Source organism: Paractinoplanes abujensis, assembly GCF_014204895.1.
Taxonomy (GTDB): domain Bacteria; phylum Actinomycetota; class Actinomycetes; order Mycobacteriales; family Micromonosporaceae; genus Actinoplanes; species Actinoplanes abujensis.
Genome location: NZ_JACHMF010000001.1, coordinates 6,518,113 through 6,539,244 on the forward strand (window position 1 = coordinate 6,518,113; position 21,132 = coordinate 6,539,244).

Here is a 21,132-nt window from a genome sequence, read left to right on the forward strand (position 1 = left end):
ATCAGTCCCAGTTGAGTCCGCCGCGCCGCCACACATACGTGTAGGCGATGAAGACGGTGACGATGAAGAGGACCATCTCGACGAACCCGAACAGGCCCAGCTGCCCGAAGGCGACCGCCCACGGATAGAGGAAGATCGTCTCGATGTCGAAGATGATGAAGAGCATCGCGGTCAGATAGAACTTGACCGGGAACCGGCCACCGCCGACCGGCTGCGGGGCCGGTTCGATGCCGCACTCGTACGCGTCGAGTTTGGCGCGGTTGTAGCGGTGCGGGCCGACGATCGGGGCGATCGACACCGAGAACAACGCGAAGAGCGCGCCGAGGATCAGTAACCCGACGATCGGGACGTATGGGTTGATCGTCATCGTGTCTCCAGGTCGACTATTAGCTGGTTCACACTATTAGTCCGAATTGTTCGAGTCGGCCGCGGGGTACTCATACGGCCGGCGCGACCTTGGTCAGGCCGTTGATGATCCGGTCCATGCTGTCGCCGCCGCGCGGGTCCGTGAGGTTGGCCAGCAGTTTCAGAACGAATCGCATCAGCGTCGGATGCGGCATGCCGTGCTTCGTGGCAATCCGCATGATGTGAGGGTTGCCGATCAACTTCACGAATACGCCACCGAGACGGTAATAGCCGCCGAATCGGAGACTGAGCTCCGTGGGATAGGCCCGCAGCGCGCGCTCACGATCGGCGCCGGCCGGACGGGCGAGCGCCTGCACCGCGACCTCGGCCGCCAGTTCACCGCTCTCCATCGCGTACGCGATGCCCTCGCCGTTCATCGGGTTGACCATGCCGCCGGAGTCGCCGACCAGCATCAGGCCGCGCGTGTAGTGCGGCACCCGGTTGAAGCCCATCGGCAGCGCGGCGCCCAGGATCGGCCCGTCCGCGTTGGACTCGTCCCGCATGCCCCAGTCGGCCGGCGTCCCGGCCAGCCAGTCGGTCAGCATCGCGCGGTAGTTGGTCTTCCCGAACGCGCTCGAGCTGTTGAGAATGCCGAGGCCCACGTTCACCCTGCCATCCCCCATGCCGAAGATCCAGCCGTACCCGGGGAGAAGGCGCTCGCGGTCGGAGGCGCTGCGCAGCTCGAGCCACGACTCGAGGTAGTCGTCGTCGGCGCGCACCGGCGAGTGGTAATAGCGCCGCACGGCAACCCCGAGGGGGCGGTCGTCGCGCTTGGTCAGGCCCATCGCGATCGGCAGCTTGCCGGAGACGCCGTCGGCCGCGATCACCAGCGGAGCGCGGAACTCGACGGGCTCCTTGCCGGGGCCCACCTTGGCCGTCACGCCGATCGCGTGGCCGTCGTCATCGAGCACCGGGCCGGTGACGTTGGTGTTGGTGTGCAGCACGACGCCCGCCTCGACGGCCCGCTTGGCCAGCATGTCGTCGAAGTCGAGCCTGGTCCGCACCAGACCGTAGTTGGGGAAGCTGGCGAGATCGGGCCAGTCCAGTTCCAGCCGTACGCCGCCGCCGATCACCCGCAGGCCCTTGTTCTGCAGCCAGCCGGCCTTCTCGGAGGTGTCGACGCCCATCCGCACCAGCTGGCGGACGGCACGCGGGGTGAGCCCGTCGCCGCAGACCTTCTCGCGCGGGAACTCGGTCTTCTCCAGCAGCAGGACTCGGAGCCCGTGCCGCGCCATGTGATAGGCCGCCGCCGATCCTCCCGGACCCGCGCCGACGACGATGACATCAGCCTCGTCGGCTATTCGCCCGGATGGTACTTGGTTGCTCACACCACACCTCCGTCTCGCAGCAGCTCGTGAAACAGTTCACAAGCATGCCCAAGTCGGAGTCTAGGACGGCCATCGAAGGTCGTTCGGGTTAGGGGAACCTAACTGTTTCGGCTGGGTGAATTGCCCGAGGTGAGTACCCTGTCCGCGGCCTCCCGCGCCTCGCCCTCCAGGAACTCGCGGAAGTTGCCGCCCATCGCCTTGTCGAGCGCGACGATCAGGTTGTCCACCAGTTCCTGCGCCAGGTCGGGATCCTCGGCGGCGACCATACGCAGGCGGGTGGCCAGCTCCATGCCGCGGCGCTCGCCGGCGTCACGCTCGTCGATCGCGATGTCGATGTCCGTGTCTTCGAGATGCCCGAAGGTCGTCATAACCCGAGCCAAACAGGCCTTCTACCGTTTCGCGGCGAAAGCCGTTTTTATCCCTCTTTAGGCCTTCGTCGCCCGATGCAGGGCCACGACGCCGCCGGTCAGGTTGCGCCAGCCGATCCGGCTCCACGGGCCCGCCGCGGCGATGCGCGCCGACAGGGCCGCCTGGTCGGGCCAGGCGCGAATCGACTCGGCGAGATAGACGTACGCCTCGGGGTTGCTCGACACGCCACGGGCTACCACCGGCAGCGAGCGCATCAGATACTGCATGTAGACGGTGCGGAACGGCGCGAACGTCGGGCTGCTGAACTCGCAGATCACCAGCCGCCCGCCGGGCCGCGTGACCCGGGCCAGCTCGCGCAGCGCACCCTCCACCTCCACGACATTGCGCAGCGCGAACGAGATCGTGACCGCGTCGAACGTCTCGTCGGCGAACGGCAGCTTCAGCGCGTCCCCGGCGACCAGTGGGACCTCGGCGCGTACCCGGCGGCCGGCCCGCAGCATGCCCGTGGAGAGATCGGCGCCCACCGCGAACGCGCCCGAGCGGCCCAGCTCCTCGGTGGAGATCCCGGTGCCCGCCCCCACGTCGAGCACCCGCTCCCCCGGCCGCAGGGCCAGGGCCGCGCGGGTGGCGCGGCGCCAGCCACGGTCCTGGCCGAAGGCGAGCACTGTGTTGGTCAGGTCGTACCGCTCGGCCACGCCGTCGAACATCTCGGCGACCTCGTGCGGCTGCTTGTCCAGATCTGCGCGTGTCACCCTGACAACTCTGCCACCCCGCACAAACAGATCGGGCGGGATGGTGACCCATCCCGCCCGGTTCCTTGTGCGTTATATATACGACCGCCATCGGTCGGGTCCGCGACCATCACCGGTATTGATCCCCGGCTCTGCGTCAGGAAGTTCTCAGGCCTTACGCAGGCAACGTAACCTTGCGTGCAACACCTGCAACAGAGGTTCACGAGCCTCGTTACGAAGGAGATACCCGCCCTCCACACTTTGGGGAGGGGCACCTGACCGAACGGTCAATGGCGGTACGTCTATTTGGCCTCGACCAGGGGGAGTTGAGCGCGGCCGGCGCCGCCACCGGGCATCGCGATCGAGGAGAAGTGCGAGACCACGCGCTCGTCGATCGGGTCGTCGGCCGGGGTGTGGTGCACCGCCAGGTGACGGTAGAGGGTGTCGCGCTGGGCCGGCGTGCGGCCGGCGGTGCGGATCATCCAGATCAGCTCGTGCAGGTTCGACCGGTGCCGGGCGCCGGCCGAGGAGATCACGTTCTCCTCCAGCATGATCGAGCCCAGGTCGTCGACGCCCAGGTGCAACGAGAGCTGCCCGACGTCCTTGCCGGTGGTCAGCCAGGACGCCTGCAGGTGCGGCACATTGTCGAAGAACAGCCGGGACATCGCCAGGAACCGCAGGTATTCCATGGTCGTGGCCTGGGTGCGGCCCTTGAGGTGGTTGTTCTCGGGCTGATAGGTCCACGGGATGAACGCCCGGAACCCACCCACATCGTGGCTGGTCTCGACCGCGTCGTCGCGATAGCCGTTGGCGACCGCGAGATCCTGCACGTCACGGATCATGCGGATGTGCTCGATGCGCTCGGTGTGCGTCTCGCCGGTGCCCATCATCATCGTCGCGGTCGACGAGAGGCCGTGCCGGTGCGCCACCGTCATCACCTCGAGCCAGCGAGCGCCGCTCTCCTTGAGCGGAGCGATCGCCTTGCGCGGGCGGTCGGGCAGCATCTCGGCGCCGGCCCCGGCGATCGAGTCGAGACCCGCCGCCTTGATCCGGACGACCGCCTCCTCGATCGAGACGCCGGAGACCTTGGCCATGTGCAGGATCTCGCTGGGGCCGATCGAGTGGATCGCGAGCTGCGGATATGCCTGCTTGACGGAGGAGAAGAGCTCCTCGTAGTACTCCACGCCGAAGTCGGGGTGGTGACCACCCTGCAACATCACCTGGGTGGCGCCGAGATCGACCGCCTCGCCGCAGCGGTGCAGGATCTCCTCCATCGGGTGCGACCAGCCCTCCTTGTGCTTCGGGGCACGGAAGAAGGCGCAGAACTTGCACGCGGTGACGCACACATTGGTGTAGTTGATGTTGCGGTCGATCAGGTACGTCACGATGCCGTCGGGATAGCGGCGACGGCGCACCGTGTCGGCGGCCTCGGCGAGCGCGTGAAACGGCGCCTCCGTGTAGATGAGCAGCGCCTCCTCGGGCGTGATCCGCCCGCCGTCAGCGGCTCGCTGCAGGATGCTGTCGATCTCCGGGTTCGCCGTCACATTGTCGAGATTACGTCCCCGCCTGCCCGGTCGTCAGTCGGCGGGTTGCGTGGCGATGAGCACTCCGAGCCCGTCGAGGACCCGTTCCAGACCGAAGCCGTACGCCTGGTCGGGGTTGATCACGGCGCCCTGCGCGGCTCCGGCGGCGGCACCGACGCGCACGGCAGTGGGATAGGCCCGTTCGTCGAGGACGACGCTGAGCCGAGCGCTGTTCACCTCCCACCACTGCGCGTCGGTGCCTTCCTGAGCTGCGGCGACGCCGGCGGCCCGGGCCGAGGACTGCACGAAGCCGATCAGGAAGGTCAGCGCGGCGTCGGTGGTCACGTCGTCGAGCCCGCACCCCTCGAACGCCTTGAGCTCGTGCTCGTACTTCGCCATCAGCCCCGGGCCCAGCGGTGGCCGGCCGGCGGGCATCTCGGCCGCCCACGGGTGCTCGGCGTAGAGCCGGCGATTTTCCTCCGCGATCGCGGCCAGCCGGGCCCGCCACGGCTCCTCCGGCCGCTCGACCCTGGCCATGGCCAAGTAGACCCGGTCGAGCATCAGCTCGAGGAGCGTCGCCTTGTCGGGCACATAGGTGTAGAGCGTCATCGGCACGACGCCCAGCTCCTGAGCCACCCGGCGCATCGTCACCGCTTCCAAGCCCTCGCCGTCGGCCAGCCGGATGCCGGTCTCGACTACCTGCGGCACGCTCAGGCCCTGGCGGCGGCCCCGCCGCTTCTCCACCGCGTCGGGGAACCACAGCAGATCAATGGTGTGTCTGGCCTCGGCCACGGGTTGGCACTCCTTTCTTGTACGTCGTATTGTGTACGGCGTACAGCTCTACTGCTTCGGCCTAAGGAACCTTTCCATGTACGCGCCTCCCCGAACCCGCCGCCGCCCTCAGTTTCGAGGCGCACGCCCCTGGTTTCGAGGCGCACGCCCCTGGGAGGAGTTACCGGAGGTCGGCTTCACCCCCAGAACCGCTTCGACCCTCGTCCGGCTGCTGGACGTGCTCGCGACCCGGGGCCTGCGGCGTCGCAGCCCGCGCGCCACCCCCTTGGCCCATGACCGGCCGCCCCCTCCACCCCCGTCCCGGCCCGTCACCGCCAGAGCCTTGGCCCGAGCCGAGCCGCTGTGCCTGCGGTGGCCGTCGAGTCGTGAGTCGTTTCCGCGGGCCAGGGTCGTTAGTCTCGATGCGTTCTTTCAGGGGGTGGGTGTGCTCGTCGTGCATGGCGGCTGGGTCCCGGGCACGGACCGGCCGGGTCAGCTCGCGCTCTGGGCCGAAGATCCAGATCTGCCGTCGGCGACCGGTTCCCGGGCGCGGCAGCGGCCGCATCCGTTCGCGCCCGGCGCCGGGGCATTGCTGGCCGAACTGGCCGAGACCTCCGACGACGTCCGCGATGCGCTGGGCAAGGCCACCGCGGGGTCACTGACGCTCCGGCTGCCCAGCTCGGCCCGAGGCCCACTCCCCTCCCCCGACACCGGGATGGAGTCGACCGGCCGCGGCGCCCGGCTGACCGAGTGGTCGGTGCCGGTTCTGCTGCTGCCGGGTGACGCCGCTCTGGGCGCCCTGGCCGCGCTGGGCGAGCCCGACCCGGCCGGTCCCTGGCTGGCCGGCTCGTCGCTGCGTTATCTCAGCGTGCTGGCCGCGCACGCCTGCGACCTGGCCCGCCGCGGCCGGATGCTGCCGCAACTGGTGACGGAGGCCGGCGTGGCCACCGCCCGCTGGCGCGCCGTCGTCACCGGCGCCGACGCTGCCACCTATCGCGATTTCGCCACCGCGATGCCCGCTGTGGTGCGGGCCACCGGCTCCGGAGTGGCCGACACCCTGCAGGACGCGCTGGCCGCCCTGGTCGACGGGGCGGCCCGGGCGGTCATGCCCGAGCGGATCCTGCTCGGACACCGGGCCGGCCCCAAGGGCCCGCTGCCCGACCGATGGATCGCGGCGCTCACCGCGGCCGACCCCGCACTGCCGGGCGCCAGGCCCGCCGAGGAGCGCGAGCTGCGCGAGGCGCTAAACGAGTGGTTGCGGGCGGCCTACGAGGCCAACGGGCCGATCCGGGTCAGTTTCCGGCTCAGCGAGCCCGAGCCGGGCAGCGACGCGTGGGGGCTGGAGTTCGCGCTGCAGTCGTCGGAGGATCCGAGCCTCTATCTGGCGGCGGCCGACGTGTGGGCCGGCGGGCGGTTCCCAGGCCTGCCGCCCCGGCCTGACGAGACGCTGCTGGCCGGGCTGGGCCGCGCCGTCCGGCTGTTCCCGCTGCTGCATCTCGCCCTGCGGGAGCAGGAACCGGCGGCGCTCGAGATCGACACCGGCGAGGCGCACGAGTTCCTCCGGCAGGCCGCCCCGCTGCTGCAGGCGGCCGGATTCGGGGTGCAACTGCCGGCCTGGGCCGGGCGCAAGGGCGTCGGGCTCAAGCTGACCACCCGCTCGAAGTCGAAGAAGGGCAGCTCGTCGCGGGCGGTCGCCGACTCCGGGTTCGGGCTCGACGATCTGGTCGACTTCAAGCTCGACCTGGTGATCGGTGACGGGGTGGTGACCGCGGAGGAGCTGGCCGAACTGGCCCGGCTCAAGGTGCCGCTGGTGCGCGTGCGGGGGCAGTGGGTCGAGCTCGACGACCGTCAACTCAAGGCCGCCCTCAAGGCCGTCGGCAAGCGCCGGGAGGGCGAGCTCACCGCGGGCGAGGTTCTTCAACAGGTGGTGGACGGTGGCGAGGAAGATCTGCCGCTGGTCGAGGTCGACGCCGACGGGATGCTGGGCGATCTGCTCTCCGGCCAAGCCGCCGAACGCCTGGCCCCCGTCCCGACCCCGGCCGGCTTCCAGGGCGCGCTCCGGCCCTACCAGGAGCGCGGCCTTTCGTGGCTGCACTTCCTGTCCCGACTGGGCCTCGGCGGCATCCTCGCCGACGACATGGGCCTGGGCAAGACGGCTCAGACTCTGTCGCTGCTGCTGACCGAGCGGGCCGACCCGGCGGCGACGGTGGCGCCGACCCTGCTCATCTGTCCTATGTCACTGGTCAGCAACTGGCAGAAGGAAGCCGCTCGGTTCGCGCCTAGCCTGCGGGTCTATGTGCATCACGGCGGCACCCGACAGCGCGGCGAAGACTTCGACGCCGCCGTGCACGACGCCGACTTGGTGCTGACCACGTACGGCACGGCGGTCCGCGACCTCGAGGCGCTGCGCAGTATCCACTGGGGACGAGTTGCGTGCGACGAGGCGCAGGCCATTAAGAACAGTGGCACCCGGCAGGCGCAGGCCGTGCGCTCGGTCCCGGCCCGCACGCGTCTCGCCCTCACCGGCACGCCGGTCGAAAACCACCTGGCCGAACTGTGGTCCATCATGGACTTCTGCAATCCGGGGCTGCTCGGACCGGTCAAGCGGTTCCGCCGCCGCTTCCAGGAGCCGATCGAGGCAAGGCAGGACGAAGACGCCGCGGCCGCGCTGAAAAGAGCGACCGGCCCGTTCGTGCTGCGCCGCCTCAAGACCGACAAGACGATCATCTCGGACCTGCCCGAAAAGAACGAGATGAAGGTCTGGTGCTCGCTCACACCCGAGCAGGCGACGCTCTACCAGGCGGTCGTCGAGGACATGATGGACGCGATCTCGAGCAGCGAGGGCATTCAGCGCCGGGGCAACGTGCTGGCTGCGATGACCAAGCTCAAGCAGGTCTGCAACCACCCCACCCACCTGCTCAAGGACGGCACCCGGCTGCCCGGCCGCTCGGGCAAGCTGGCCCGCCTGGAGGAACTCGCCGAAGAGATAATCGAGGACGGCGACAAGGCGCTGATCTTCACTCAGTACGCGGAGTGGGGCTCGATGCTGCAGCCCTATCTGGCGGCCCACCTTGACCGGCCGGTGCTGTGGCTCCACGGTGGACTTTCGAAGCCCAAGCGTGACGAGCTGGTCGAAAGGTTCCAGACCGATGCCGAGCCGATGCTGTTTCTGCTGTCGCTCAAGGCCGCCGGCACCGGGCTCAACCTGACCGCGGCCAACCACGTCGTCCACTTCGACCGGTGGTGGAACCCGGCGGTCGAGGACCAGGCCACCGATCGCGCCTTCCGCATTGGACAGTCGCGCAACGTGCAGGTTCGCAAGTTCATCTGCACGGGGACGCTGGAGGAGAAAATCGACGCGATGATCGAGCGGAAGAAGGCGCTCGCCTCATCGGTCGTCGGCACCGGCGAGGACTGGATCACCGACCTGGACACCGACCAACTGCGCGAACTGTTCGCGCTCGACCCGGCGGCGGTGCGCTGACATGCCGATCGACCCCAATGGACGGTTCTTCGAGGGCGCACGGCCGATCGAGGTCGAAGGCGGCATCGCAGTCAGGGCCAAACGCGGCAAAATCGGCGACAGCTGGTGGTCGCGGCGCTTCGTCGACGTGCTCGAACAGATCTGCGACGGCGGCCGGCTCGCGCGGGGCCGCAGCTATGCCCGCAAGGGCCAGGTGATGGACTTCGCACTGACCGCGGGCCGGGTCACCGGCCGGGTGCAAGGTTCACGACCCCAGCCGTACGAGGTCACGATCGAGATCGCGGCCTTCGACGAGGCACAGTGGACTGAGTTGCTGGAGGCCCTCGGTGCACAGGCCCTCTATCGCGCGGCGCTGCTGGCGGGTGAAATGCCGCGCGAGATCGTCGACCTGTTCGCCGCGCACGAGGCCCCGCTCTTCCCCGACCGGCTCGACATCCGCTGTAGCTGTCCTGATTGGAGCGTGCCCTGCAAACACGGCTCCGCGGTGCTCTACGTGCTGGCCGAGGCGTTCGACAACGACCCGTTCCTGGTGCTGGCGTGGCGCGGACGCCCACGCGAGGCACTGCTCGACTCGTTGCGCGGCACACCCGAACCGACCCCGCCCGTCGACCCGCTCGCCGTGCCCGAGTCCCCATTGGAGGAACACCTGACAGACTTCTACACCCCTGCGATCAGCCTGAGCCGCCTCCGCGAACGCCCGTCACGCATCACCGCACCCCCCGAACTCCTGCTGCGCGCGCTGGACGCCCCCCAGATCCGCGTTCGGCACATCCCACTGGTCGACCTGCTGCGCCCCGCCTACCGAGACCTGGCCACCCCCACAGAGAGCTGAAGGCCCGGCCCGGGCCAGCGCGAGTTGGCACAGGTCGGCTCCTGCGCCGCCGTTCGCCGCAGGTTGACAGGACCAGCGCGATTGGCCGCGGGTCGGCGCAGGCGGGACAGATCGGCGCCGCCCGGCGCCACTCGGCTGGGGCGCGGCTTTGCTCGGCTCGGCTCGGCTCGGCGGCGCAGCCTTGCTCGGCGGGGCTGGGCGCGGCTCGGCGCGGCTCAGCGGGCTCAGCAGGCGCAGCCTTACTCGGCGCGGCTGGGCGCGGCTCCGCTCGGCTCGGCGCGGCTCGGCTCGGCGCGGCTCGGCGCGGCTCGGCTCGGCTCGGCTCGGCTCGGCTCGGCTCGGCGGCGCAGCCTTGCTCGGCGCGGCTCGGCTTGGGCGCAGCGGCACGGCTTTGCTCGGCGCCGCTCGGTTTGGGCGCAGCGGTGCGGCTCGGGCGTGGCGGACCCAGGTCTGCGTGGGTGGGCTCGGGGCTATGTGGGCGTGAGTTCGTCGTAGCGGCCCTAGGATCGCGGGGTGGCGATTCCTGTGCGTGAACTGACCGCGGACGATCGGGAGTTGATCGAGTTCGCGAGGCGGATCGTGGATGCGAACACCGATGGCGAGACGGGCGTGCACACCATGGGTGCAGCCGTGCGGGGTGTTGACGGGCGCATGTACGGCGGGATCAACATCTACCACTCCCTCGGTGGGCCCTGCGCCGAATTGGTGGCTCTGGGCAATGCGCGAGCGTCAGGTGGACGGGAGTTCTCGACGATCGTGGCGGTCGGTAACGAGGGACGGGGGCCGGTCGGGCCGTGTGGTCGCGATCGCCAGATTTTGCTCGACTACCACCCGGGCATACGCGTCATTTTGCCCACCGAGCAGGGCCTCCGCAGTGTGGCCATCACCGATCTGATGCCGCTCGCCGCCCGCTGGGATGCCGCGTCCGGCACGCAGCCCTACGACCCTGCGCTGTTCACTGACCACAGTGGCCATTCCCGGCCGGCCGAATAGGTCCTGTTTCCGCTGGGAGTGAAGACCCGGACGGGAGAGGGGCCGGCATTGCGGGCCTTGCCGCCGTCAATGATGACGCCGGCCGTCTCGGGGATGGCCAGCACGGCGACGTCGTGGTCGGCGGCCCAGCGGGCGGCGGTTTCGGCCTGGTCGGCGGTGAAGTGCGGGTAGACCACGTGCCCGGTCAGCAGGTCGGCGCCCGCGGTCTCGGTCAGTCCGAGGTCGTTGAGGTCGAGGATGCCGGCGATGTCGATGTCGGCGCCCAGCAGGATGGCGCCCGCGCTGCCACCGTAGATGTGACCGCCGCGCTCCAGGAACGGACGCAACGCGGGCAGCATGTCGCGTGTCGCTGCGAGCAGCGCATACGTGTTTCCGCCCGGAACAACCAGAACGTCCGTCTGCTGCAGACCCGCGTCGCCGACGTCGATCACGAAGGTGCCGCGCGGGGAAAGCGCCGCCCGGAACCACTGTTCGACTTGGGGCCAGCGGTCGCGTGGCATCGCATGCGGCCACACCGTGAGCCGCCGGCCTTCGACGAAAACCTCGTCCCACAGGCTCGCCTCGTCGGCTTCGCTGCCCCCGCCACCTAGGAAGATCACCCGCTCAACCTGACATCCACCGCACGGCGACCACAAGCGCATTTGCGGAAGGGCGCGACAAGAGGGAAGCGCAGCGCGAGAAGGGGTGCAGCGCGAGAAGGGGTGCAGCGCGAGAAGGGGTGCAGCGCGAGAAGAGGTCAGCGCCGCAAGGGATGCAGCACGAGAAGAGGTCAGCGCCGCAAGGGATGCAGCACGGCAAGAGGTCAGCGCCGCAAGGGATGCAGCACGGCAAGAGGTGCAGCGCGAGAAGGGCCGCAGCGCAGGGGTTGCGGACGGCAGACAGGTGCGGCAGGGGGCGGCGAGAGACGAAGGGGCGGCCCCACTGCGGGTTGCAGTGGGGCCGCCCGGAACGAAATGCTCAGCCCTTGCGCCACTTCTGGTTGGCGGCGCCGACGCAGTCCCACAGGTGCAGGCGTGCGCCGTCGTTCGGGTTTACCTCTTTGATGTCTACGCAGCGGTTGGCCTGGGGGTTGACCAGGTCACCGGCCGCGCTCAGGACGAACTGCTGGGCCGCCGTGCCGTTGCAGGTGTAGAGCTGGATCGCCGTGCCGTTGGCGGTGCCTGCGGCCTGCACGTCCATGCATTTGCCGCCGGCCTGCAGCGTGCCCCCGGTGAAGGTCCACTTCTGGGCGCTGGAGTTGTTGCAGCCCCACATCTGCAGCGGCGCGCTGTCGACGAAGCTCGCGTTCGGCACGTCGATGCACTTGTTGTTGAGCGAGCTGATCACCGGCACGCCGGTGGGTTGCGGTTCGGTCGGGCCGCCACCGCCGGTGAACGGGGTCAGGTGGATGCCGGCCGACCGCGGGTCGCCGTCGTGCACCAGGGACTCGAACGCGCCGACGTCGTCGAAGGCGAAGGCGTAGGCCTTGCCGTCCTGCATGTTGGCGTGCACGGCCTTGGCGTACACGTTGGTCGGGTTGTTCTTGTAGAAGTCGGCCGCGTTGGTGCTCGGCTGGGTGTCGATGGTGCCGAGCGTCCCGCGGTTGAGCGCGGCGCACAACGTACGGGAAATGGGTCCGACGACCAGGTCGTTGGGGGCCGGCAGGTCGCCGTCGCAGCCCCACACCGACGCCGAGGACGGGCGGTTGAACGACGCCACCTGCGCGCCCGACGAGTTCGTGAAACGCATGACGTTGCCCGATGTGCGCCCGGTGTAGCGCGTGTTGGGCTGGTCGGCGAACGGCACGACGGTCAGATTCTTGCCGGTGTACGCGTTCCAGGCCGACGCGATGTACGGGTCGAGGTAGGTGCTGCTCATCAGGCCCGCGCCGGCCGCTTTGCCGGGGGCGAGGACGCGCAGCACCGTGCCGTCGGAGCGGCTGTAGACCGTGCTGCCCAGGCCCGCGTTGCGGATGGCGTTGATGATGTTGTCACGCCCGTTGGCGACCAGGTCTCCCGTACGGCGGGAGGCGCCGTTGGCCCCGGTCACCGACACCGCGTGCGGCACGGCGAACATGTCGACCTGCGAGCTGTTGAGCCACAGCCCGGAGTCGTTGTAGGTGAACTCGCTCCAGTCGAACAGGATGTCCCGGTTGGCGTCGCCGCCGGCCCACGGCGCGGGCTGCACCAGGCCGTCCGGGGTGAGGAAGAATTTGAGCTTCTGGCCGAGCGAGAAGTAGACCCGGCCGGAGAAGCCACGCGGGAAGTTGATTGTCGTCGAGCCGCCGTTGCCGGCCGCGTTGATCGCGACGTCGGGGGCGGGGGCGGGCGGATTGGCGCCGCCGCTCCACGCGGTGAAGGTGCCGCCCTGGTTGACGTAGCCGAGGCGGCCGGACGACAGCTGGATGCCGATGACGTACAGGTAGACCGCGTCGCCGCGTCCGGTGTTGTTGGAGACGGTGACGGGCAGCAGGTTGGGGCCGATGGCTTGGGCCGCGGGCGGGGACACCGCGGCCGCGACCGGGATGGTCAGGGCCAGCGCCGCCAAGGCTCTGAGGACGGTACGCACGGGGGACACCTTCCGCTTCAGGGGGGAACGGACGGATCGTGGAGAGCGCTCTCAGGAAAGAGTCCTTTTTGTTTCGGACTTGTGTCAATAGATGCGCGCCGATGGACGGCGTCCCGGGCAAACGTCGGCACGAACGGGCATAGGGTCGTGCTCATGAGCGAGATGAGCTATCGCCGGCTGGGCACCTCGGGCCTGGTCGTCTCCGTGGTCGGCATCGGGTGCAACAACTTCGGCCGCAAGCTGGACGCCGACGGCACCCGCGAGGTCGTCGACGCCGCCTTCGACGCCGGGATCACGCTGTTCGACACGGCCGACCGCTACGGCACAAACCCGGGCGCCTCCGAGGAGTGCCTCGGCGCCGCCCTCAAGGGTCGCCGCGACGAGGTCGTCGTGGCCACCAAGTTCGGCCTGGACGTGGGCCGGCTCAACGGCAACGACTTCGGCGCCCGCGGCTCGCGGCGCTACATCGTGCGGGCCGTCGAGTCCTCCCTGCGCCGGCTCGAGACCGACTACATCGACCTCTATCAGATGCACGAGCCCGACCCGCTCACCCCGATCGACGAGACCCTGGCCGCCCTGGACGACCTCGTGCGGTCGGGCAAGGTGCGCTATTTGGGCAACTCCAACTTCGCGGGCTGGCAGATCGCGGACGCCGACTGGACCGCGCACGCCGGCGGCCTCACCCCGTTCATCAGTGCGCAAAATCAGTACAGCCTGCTCCACCGCGAAGTGGAGAAGGAGGTCGTGCCCGCCTGCGAGCGGTTCGGGCTGGGCCTGCTGCCGTTCTTCCCGCTCGACTCGGGCCTGCTCAGCGGCAAGTATCGCCGCGACGAGAAGCCGGCCGCGGGCACGCGTCTCTCGCTGCCCCGCTATCAGCGCTGGGTCGACGGCGCCGACTGGGACACCATCGAGGCGCTCACCGCGTTCGGCGCCGAGCGCGGGCGCAGCCTGCTCGACGTGGCGATCGCCGGCCTGGCCGCCCAGCCCGCCGTGACCAGCGTGATCGCGGGGGCCACGACCGCCGAGCAGGTGCACGCGAACGCCGCCGCCGGAAGCTGGGAGCTCACGGCCGACGACGTGATCGCGCTGCAGCGAGTGCTGGGGTAGGCGTCAGAGGCCGAATCCGCCCGACACCTCGACGTTCTGCGCGGTGATCCACCGGCTCTCGTCGCCCAGCAGTGCCGCGATCGCCACCCCCACGTCGCCGGGCTCACCGAGCCGGCCCAGCGCGGTCTGCCCGGCCAGGATCGGAATGACCTCCGGGTACGCGTCGAAGCCGACCACGCCGTCGGCGTCCGCGAGCCGGGTGCGGGTCGGGCCGGGCGAGACCGTGTTGACCCGGATCCCGCGTACGGCGAGCTCTTTGGCCAGCATCCGCGACCACACGTTGAGCCCGCCCTTCATCGCCGCGTAGGCCGTGTAGCCGACATCGGCCGACCCGGTCGGAAGGGCCGAGCTGCTGCTGACGTTGACGATCGCCCCACCGTCGGTCAGCAGCGGCACCAGCGTCTGGGTCAGGAAGTACGGCCCCTTGAGCAACACCCGCAGGAACCGGTCGAACAGCTCCTCGGTCACGTCTTCGAACATCGCCATGCCGCCGAACCCGGCGCTGTTGACCAGGTAGTCGAACGTCTCGCGCTGCCACTTCTCGCGCAGCACCGAGACGACCTGCTCGCGAAAGGCGGGGAACTCCTCGGTGCGCCCGACGTCGAGCCGGAACGCGACGGCCGTGCCGCCTTCGCGCTCGACCGCGGCCACGGTGTCCTTCGCGCCCGCCGGGTTGCCGCTGTAGGTGACGATCACGCCTGCCCCCCGCCGCGCCAGCTCAACCGCCGCCGCCTGACCGATCCCCGAGCTGCCTCCGACCACCACTGCGACTCGCATGATTCAACCCCTCTTCCCGTACGGCGTCATGTGCTCGCTTTCCATGTCACCAGCCAGCAGACGTACGGGGTAGAATGAGGCTCGCCGATACTTGCCTGATCCTCTCGGAGGCCCGGTGTCACTGGACGAGCTGCGCGGGCTGCTGGAACGGCATGCCCGCAGTGACGCGTCCACCGCCGTCGACGGCGTGCTGATCGGGAAGGCGACCCGGGCGTACGAGAACAGTGCCTCGATGTCGGGAACCGTGCTGGCGCTCATCGCCCAGGGTGCCAAGACGCTGGCGCTGGGCGAGCGCATCTTCGAGTACCGCGCCGGGCAATACCTGGTGGCCTCGGTCGATCTGCCGGTCACGGGGTGTTACACGGAGGCGCCGGCGCTTGGTTTCGGGCTGCTGCTCGACCCCGCCGAGATCGCCGAACTGCTGCTCCAGGCCCCCGCCGGGTCGCTGCCGCCGGCCACTGGCGCGCCGTCGGCGATCGCGGTCAGTGACGCCCCGGCCGAGCTGGTCGACGCCGCGGTGCGGATGCTGCGGCTGCTCGAGACCCCGCGTGACATCCCCGTGCTGGCCCCGCTGATCAGGCGCGAGATCCTGTGGCGGCTGATCACCGGCGAGCAGGGTGCGACCGTACGGCATCTGGGTCTGGCCGACAGCAGCCTCGCGCACGTGGCCCGGGCCGTGCAGTGGATCCGTGACCACTATCGGGAGGCGTTTCGCGTCGAGGACGTGGCCCGCCTGGTCGGCATGAGCGTCTCCGCGTTCTACCGCAACTTCCAGGCGGTCACCGCGATGAGCCCGATCCAGTTCCAGAAACAGATCCGCCTGCAGCAGGCGCGGCTGATGCTGGCCACCCGGCCCAACGACGTCACCGGGGTCGGCCACCGGGTCGGCTACGACAGCCCGTCGCAGTTCAGCCGCGAATATCGCCGCCAGTTCGGTCTGCCCCCGAGCCGTGACGCGGCCCACCTGCGCGCCGCCCCGGCCGCCGCCGTGTCAGTGCCGTAGCCGTGGGCCGCCGGTCACCGCTCCGGAGGCCAGCAACGCCGCCGCCGGCAGCGCCAGCTTCCCATCCTCCGTCCGATAAGGAGCCGTGACCTCGTCGAACGCGGCCCGCACCTCGGCCACGACGGGCGGCGGCTGGTGGTCGAGGATCAGTCCGGCGGTGCCCAGCCCCGCCGCGGGGCCGGCCCACCAGTCGTCCGGGTCGATGCGCAGCGTCCACGACACCGTTTCGCAGATGACCCCGCGCAAGCCGGCCTCTTCGAGCAGAGCGGACAGACCTGCTTCCGTACGGGCGAAGTCGTTGACCGCCTCGAGCCGGGGCATAGATGCGGGTCGTTCCGCGCCCGCCGCGTCGAACGCCTCGCCCCACAGCCGCTGAGCAGTCGGCGCCGGCGTGGGCCAGAGAGTCACCGCCACCCGGCCGCCGGTCCGCGTCACCCGGGCCATCTCGGCCACCCCGGCCATCGGATTGCCCACGTGGTTGATCACGAAGTTGCCCACCGCGGCGTCGAACGATCGCGCCGGGAAGGGCAGCACCGGGAGCGTCGCGAGCACCGTGGTCCGGGCCGGCAGCCGGGCCGCCGCCAGTTCCAGCATCGACGGTTCGGCGTCCGCCGCCAGCACCGAGGCCCCGCGCGCCACCGCCAGGGCGGCCACTGTGCCCGTGCCCGTGCCGACATCCAGCAGGTGGTGCCCCTTGTCGACGCCCGCGGCATCCAGCAGCGTCTCGGCCGGGTGCGCGCAGAGGCGAGCGAAGCTGCGGTCGTAGGCCCGGGCCCGCCCGGACCACCGGGCCCGTTCGTGCCCGTCGAAGTCGGGACTCTTCATGATCCGTCGGACGCTAGCAACCCATCGCAACCCGGACGTATCCGCCCGCGGACCCGCGCGTTCTAGAGCGTCGTGACCACGCGCCGGCGGCGGAAGACGAAGACGGCCACCGCCCCCGCGAGCAGCAGCACCGCCCCACCCAGCGCGACCCAGCCCGCGGGCGCGCCGGTGACCGGAAGGCCGCCCCCCTGCCCGCCCGAGGCCGAGGTCAGCACGATCGCGGCCTTGTCGTTGGCGTCGTTGGTGTCCTGCACGCCCCCGTCGACCACGACCGAGCCCGTGCCGTCAGCGGTGATCGTGCCCGCGAAGGCGAACTTGACGGTTTCGCCCACTGTCGCGCCGTATTCGGGGAAGCAGGTGTAGACCAGGCCGTCCACTGTTCCGGCGCTCTCGAAGTCCCACTCGACGGCCCCGGAGCCGGGCACGCAGTTGACGTCGACGTCGGTCAGCCGCAGGCCGGCCGGCAGCGTGACCCGCACGCTCGGGAACCAGGTGAAGTCGTCGTTGCCCGGGATGAGGGTGGTGGGCCCCTTGTTCTGCAGGCCGACCGCGAAGTCCACTTCAGAACCGTCGACGGTCGCACCCAGGGCGGCGATGTCGGCGACCGACTTGCCGACCTTGACGCTGAAGAAGGCGCTGTTGTCCTCGTCGTTGATGTCCTCGGGCGCATCCCCGTCGGTGACGTCCGCGGTCTTGCGCAGGGCGTCCAGGGTGAGCACCTTGCCGGTCTTCTTCCGGGCCAGCAGCGCGGCGTCGGCGTCGTTCACGCCGACGGCCAGCACGGCCCCGCTGTACGTGTAGGGACCGCCCGCGTTCTTGTCGACCCTGATCGCGAGCGGGGTGTCCGCCGGCACCTCGAAGGTGGCGCCGGGCTCGAACGTCTCGTCGAACTTGCAGACCACGCCGGCGTCCTCGCCGAGCTCGTCGTCGATGTCGCCCAGGTCGAGGCAGTTGCGGTAGTCGCCGAGCGCGGTCAGGCCCCGCTCGCCCAGCACCACGATGCCGACCGAGTCGACGGCCTCGGAGCCGGCGTTGTGCACGACGATCGGCAGCTCGGCCGACTGGCCACGGCCCAGCTTGAGGCCGGCGATCGGCTCGATCTCGAGGTCGACGCCGCCCGCGGAGCGCACGACGGTCACCTCGGTCGAGAAGGTGCTGGTCTCGACCTCGAAGGTGGCGGCCAGCGCGTCGCCGGTCACTGCCACCTTGAGCGTGAGCACCTTGGTGGCCTGGGGGGCGAGGTCGCCGACCGGGCACGAGGTGGCGGCGCAACCGGCCGGCAGGGTGAGGGCGAGGGACTTGTCGACGTTGCCGAAGTTGACGACCACGTTCTTGGCCGGCGCGTCGCCCGCGTTGATGACCTCGGCCCGGATGGTCTTGGTCTGCCCCTCGATCACGGCGATCTGCTCGGGCAGGATCACGCCGACCAGCGGCTGGGGCGCCTCGGGGGCGGCCTGAGCGGGGGCCGCCAGACCACCGAGGGCGACGGCCGCAAGGGCCGCCGGAAGTGCGAGTCGGCGCATGAACAAGTCCCCGTTTCTCTTCAGAGAAGCGGGAGCGTACGGACCGTTCATCCGAAGATCAAACTTCGGCGAAAAGCGGGCCTTCCACGGGCAACGGGGGCACCTCACCGCGAGCCGCCGCACGCCGGGCGAACTCCCTTACCCCGGCGATCTGCCGCTCGCCGAGCGAGAAATCGAGCGCGCGGAAATAGGTGGCCAGAGTCTCGGCGTCGAACGGCTCCCAGCGGGCGGCCGCGGCGGCCACCTCGTCGAGCTCGCCCAGGCAGAGGTCGCGGGAGCGCTGGAACGCCTCGTGCACGTCCTTGACCACGCCGGGGTGGGCGGCCGCGAACTCCTTACGGACGGCCCAGACCGCGAACACCATCGGCAGCCCGGTCCAGTCGCGCCAGGCCTGGCCCAGGTCGATCACCTGCAGGCCTGAGCGGGGCGCCTCGTACATGGCGCGCAGGGCCGGGTCGCCGATCAGCACGCCGGCGTCGGCCTCGATGAGCATCTGGGTCAGCTCGGGCGGGCAGCGGAAGTACTCCGGCTCGGCGCCGTACTTCTCGGTCAGCAGCATCTGGGCCAGCATCACGCCCGTACGGGAGGTGGAGCCGAGCGCGACCGGCCGCCCGTCCAGCTCGGCCGGGGGCCGGGTGGAGATCAGGTTGACGCTGAGCACCGGCCCGTCGCTGCCGACCGCGAGGTTGGGCAGCAACAGCAGCTCGTCGGCGTGCCGCAGATATTCGACCAGCGTGATCGGCCCGATGTCGAGGTCGCCCGCGACGAGCTGGGCGCTGAGCCGCTCAGGCGTGTCCTTGCGCAGGTCGACGTCGAGCAGGGCGCCGGACCGCATCAGACCCCAGTAGATCGGGAGGCAGTTGAGAAACTGGATGTGCCCGACCCGGGGCCGACCGGCGCTGTCGCTCATGCTGCGACGCTATCCCGCCCCGGCGGCGAACCGCTCATGTGCGGATCCGATGGTGGCTCACGTCGCACCAGCGGCACGCTGACCAGGGTCATGATCAGGCCGAACGCGCCCGCCACGGCCATCAGCAGCCGCGGGTCGGCCGTCTCGACCAGCGGGCCCGCCACGAGCAGGCCGATCATTCCGGCGCCCTGCACTGCGGCGTTGAGAGCGGCGAAGGCCCGGCCCCGGGCGGCGGACGGCGTACGGCCCGCGACGATCACCATGGTGAACACGTTGATGCCGCCGTTGCACACGCCCCCGGCGATCCACAGCGGTATCAGCCAGTACGGTCCGGGCACGGCCGCGCCGAGCAGCAGGGGAAGGCACGAGCCTCCGGTCACCAGCAGCACCGCGGGCACGGTGATGCGGCGCGGCGGGACCCGGCTGAAGAGCACGTTCCCGGCCAGCATGCCGACGGTCCACGACGCCGCGACGAAGCCGAACAGGGTGGTCGAGGCGCCGAGCGTGTCCCGGATGAAGAACACCTCGACGACCTGGATCATGCTGACCCCGGCGATCGTGGCGGCCAGCACGCCGACCATGACCGTGAGGGTCCGGTCGTCGCGCAGCCGCCACCGAGCGAGCGGCGCTTCCCGGCTTTTCTCACCCTTCCTTCGCGTACGCAGGGTGAGCGCGGCCGCCACGAGCGCGAGATAGCTGGCCGCGTCGAGCAGAAGCGGCACCCGGGCCCCCGACCGGCCCACGAGGATGCCCGCCAGGGCGGGCGCGACGAGCATGCCGATGTTGCCGGCGGTCTGGCTCAGCCCGCTCGCCTTGGCCAGATCATCCGGGTGGGCGATCTCGGGCAGCAGGGCCGCCGTCACCGGTTGCGTGAAGGCGAGCCCGCAGGCCAGCAGCGCGACCAGCCCGATGATCGCGACCGGGTGCCCGGTGAAGGCGAGGGCCAGGCATACCCCGGCCTGCAGCAGCGGCACCACGGTCAGGACCGTCCGGCTGTCGGCGCGGTCGGCCAGCCGCCCGGTGATCGGGGCCAGCAGGGCCAGCGGCAGGCTCGCGGCCAGCAACAGCCCCGAGACGGCCAGGCCCCCGTGACCGCTCTGCTGCAGGACGAGGGCCAGGGTGGTGGCGGCCAGGAAGTCGCCGCAGACCGACACGGCCCGCGACCCCGCGACGACGTAGACGTCCCGCCACCGCGTCACGCCAGATGTGAAGGACATACTTTGAAAATAATCCTTCACATCTGGTACGCGCCAGAGGCGGTCAGCCTTTCGTCGTGTCGTCCGGAAACGCCATGTAGTTGATCTGCACCCGGCGCGCCCCCGGCGGCGGCTCCTCCTCCTGACGCCGGCGCACCCGGAACGGCTCGATCAGGGCGCCGATCTTGTCGTTGAGTTCGCGCAGCTCCTCGGCGGTCAGCAGCACCTGGTGGCTGCTCAGGGTCGAGATGTCGCGCCACTCCTCCGGCTCGGCCGCGGCCTGCCCGACGAACTGCCGGGCCCGCTCCATGTCACGCTCGAGAAAGATGTCGACCAGGGCCGCCCGGGCCGAGGTCGTCTCCGGATCAATCCCGTCGGCGTCGATGCTCAGGCCCGAACTGGTGCTCCGCCAGACCCGTTCCCGCCCGTCGCCCCGGCTCTCGGCCTGCTCCACCAGCCCGTATTTGGCCAGCTCACGCAAGTGGTAGCTGGTCGCGCTGGGCGACAGACCGACCAGCTCGGCACACTCGGTCGCGGTGATGACGGCCCCGGTGCTGTTGAGATGCTCCACGATCGCGATCCGGGCCGGATGGGCCAAGGCCCGCATGACCTGCGGATCCGTGATCCGAACCCTGCCGCTCCGCGCCTGCTGATCCGTCATGCGTTCATTGTTCACGGGTCCGCGCGCCGGTAATTCGGTGGAGGCGGCGGCTCCGGTGGCGTAACGTAATCGGCCGCTTGACGGCCGTGGTGAGCATGCACCGCAGCGGACGTCCTCCCGCGCCGACGGGCGACCTGAGCCCCTCGG

Annotated in this window: 19 protein-coding genes; 5 read left to right on the top strand and 14 right to left on the bottom strand. The window is 70.1% G+C overall.

Annotated features, from left to right (window positions below; translation table 11 throughout):
* Position 1: 1 nt before the first annotated feature.
* From BKA14_RS29800 to BKA14_RS29825, 6 genes are all read right to left on the bottom strand, one after another.
* Positions 2-367, bottom strand: coding sequence for an NADH-quinone oxidoreductase subunit A (locus tag BKA14_RS29800; protein ID WP_184954126.1), 366 nt, complete (start codon positions 365-367; stop codon positions 2-4).
* A gap of 70 nt (positions 368-437) precedes the next feature.
* Positions 438-1,733, bottom strand: a complete 1,296-nt coding sequence (locus BKA14_RS29805) for a geranylgeranyl reductase family protein (protein ID WP_184954127.1) — start codon at positions 1,731-1,733, stop codon at positions 438-440.
* A gap of 98 nt (positions 1,734-1,831) precedes the next feature.
* On the bottom strand, positions 1,832-2,101 hold the full coding sequence (locus tag BKA14_RS29810) for a hypothetical protein (protein ID WP_184954128.1): 270 nt from the start codon (positions 2,099-2,101) through the stop codon (positions 1,832-1,834).
* A 57-nt stretch (positions 2,102-2,158) separates the two neighbouring features.
* Positions 2,159-2,854, bottom strand: a complete 696-nt coding sequence (locus BKA14_RS29815) for a demethylmenaquinone methyltransferase (protein WP_184954129.1) — start codon at positions 2,852-2,854, stop codon at positions 2,159-2,161.
* Between the two features lie 281 nt (positions 2,855-3,135).
* On the bottom strand, positions 3,136-4,377 hold the full coding sequence (mqnC, locus tag BKA14_RS29820) for a cyclic dehypoxanthinyl futalosine synthase (protein WP_184954130.1): 1,242 nt from the start codon (positions 4,375-4,377) through the stop codon (positions 3,136-3,138).
* Between the two features lie 33 nt (positions 4,378-4,410).
* Complete coding sequence (locus BKA14_RS29825) at positions 4,411-5,148, bottom strand: TetR/AcrR family transcriptional regulator (protein WP_184954131.1); 738 nt, start codon at positions 5,146-5,148, stop codon at positions 4,411-4,413.
* Between the two features lie 424 nt (positions 5,149-5,572).
* On the opposite strand from BKA14_RS29825, the gene BKA14_RS29830 reads away from it, so the two are divergent.
* From BKA14_RS29830 to BKA14_RS29840, 3 genes are all read left to right on the top strand, one after another.
* Positions 5,573-8,611, top strand: a complete 3,039-nt coding sequence (locus BKA14_RS29830) for an SNF2-related protein (protein WP_184954132.1) — start codon at positions 5,573-5,575, stop codon at positions 8,609-8,611.
* Between the two features lies 1 nt (position 8,612).
* Complete coding sequence (locus BKA14_RS29835; protein WP_184954133.1) at positions 8,613-9,443, top strand: SWIM zinc finger family protein; 831 nt, start codon at positions 8,613-8,615, stop codon at positions 9,441-9,443.
* Positions 9,444-9,956: 513 nt separating this feature from the next.
* Positions 9,957-10,436 (top strand): cytidine deaminase family protein, encoded by a 480-nt coding sequence (locus BKA14_RS29840; RefSeq protein WP_184954134.1) that lies wholly within the window; start codon positions 9,957-9,959, stop codon positions 10,434-10,436.
* On the opposite strand, the gene BKA14_RS29845 is transcribed toward BKA14_RS29840, so the two are convergent.
* Positions 10,382-11,035, bottom strand: coding sequence for a Type 1 glutamine amidotransferase-like domain-containing protein (locus tag BKA14_RS29845; RefSeq protein WP_184954135.1), 654 nt, complete (start codon positions 11,033-11,035; stop codon positions 10,382-10,384). The two genes, BKA14_RS29840 and BKA14_RS29845, sit on opposite strands and share 55 nt — an antisense overlap.
* Positions 11,036-11,393: 358 nt before the next feature.
* Positions 11,394-12,983, bottom strand: a complete 1,590-nt coding sequence (locus BKA14_RS29850) for a beta-1,3-glucanase family protein (RefSeq protein WP_184954136.1) — start codon at positions 12,981-12,983, stop codon at positions 11,394-11,396.
* Between the two features lie 153 nt (positions 12,984-13,136).
* Between BKA14_RS29850 and BKA14_RS29855 the strand changes: the two genes are divergently transcribed.
* Positions 13,137-14,090: an aldo/keto reductase gene (locus tag BKA14_RS29855; protein ID WP_184954137.1), complete on the top strand. Its 954-nt coding sequence runs from the start codon at positions 13,137-13,139 to the stop codon at positions 14,088-14,090.
* 3 nt (positions 14,091-14,093) lie between these two features.
* Here BKA14_RS29855 and BKA14_RS29860 read toward each other — a convergent pair whose 3' ends face one another.
* Entirely contained in the window at positions 14,094-14,867 is a 774-nt protein-coding gene (locus BKA14_RS29860; RefSeq protein WP_184954138.1) for an SDR family NAD(P)-dependent oxidoreductase, read from the bottom strand.
* 115 nt (positions 14,868-14,982) lie between these two features.
* Here BKA14_RS29860 and BKA14_RS29865 point away from each other — a divergent pair, with 115 nt between their 5' ends.
* Positions 14,983-15,870 carry an AraC family transcriptional regulator gene (locus tag BKA14_RS29865; protein WP_184954139.1) on the top strand — a complete coding sequence of 296 codons (888 nt, stop codon included), beginning with the start codon at positions 14,983-14,985 and terminating at the stop codon, positions 15,868-15,870.
* On the opposite strand, the gene BKA14_RS29870 is transcribed toward BKA14_RS29865, so the two are convergent.
* The 5 genes from BKA14_RS29870 to BKA14_RS29890 all read right to left on the bottom strand — a co-directional run bounded on the left by BKA14_RS29870 (position 15,859) and on the right by BKA14_RS29890 (position 20,985).
* Complete coding sequence (locus BKA14_RS29870; RefSeq protein ID WP_184954140.1) at positions 15,859-16,695, bottom strand: class I SAM-dependent methyltransferase; 837 nt, start codon at positions 16,693-16,695, stop codon at positions 15,859-15,861. The two genes, BKA14_RS29865 and BKA14_RS29870, sit on opposite strands and share 12 nt — an antisense overlap.
* A 62-nt stretch (positions 16,696-16,757) precedes the next feature.
* Positions 16,758-18,218: an LPXTG cell wall anchor domain-containing protein gene (locus BKA14_RS29875; protein WP_184954141.1), complete on the bottom strand. Its 1,461-nt coding sequence runs from the start codon at positions 18,216-18,218 to the stop codon at positions 16,758-16,760.
* Positions 18,219-18,276: 58 nt separating this feature from the next.
* Positions 18,277-19,128, bottom strand: a complete 852-nt coding sequence (locus BKA14_RS29880; protein ID WP_184954142.1) for a menaquinone biosynthetic enzyme MqnA/MqnD family protein — start codon at positions 19,126-19,128, stop codon at positions 18,277-18,279.
* On the bottom strand, positions 19,125-20,345 hold the full coding sequence (locus BKA14_RS29885; protein WP_184954143.1) for an MFS transporter: 1,221 nt from the start codon (positions 20,343-20,345) through the stop codon (positions 19,125-19,127). The genes BKA14_RS29880 and BKA14_RS29885 overlap by 4 nt, the downstream gene beginning before the upstream one ends.
* Before the next feature lie 43 nt (positions 20,346-20,388).
* Positions 20,389-20,985, bottom strand: coding sequence for an ArsR/SmtB family transcription factor (locus BKA14_RS29890; RefSeq protein ID WP_184954144.1), 597 nt, complete (start codon positions 20,983-20,985; stop codon positions 20,389-20,391).
* Between the last annotated feature and the right edge of the window lie 147 nt (positions 20,986-21,132).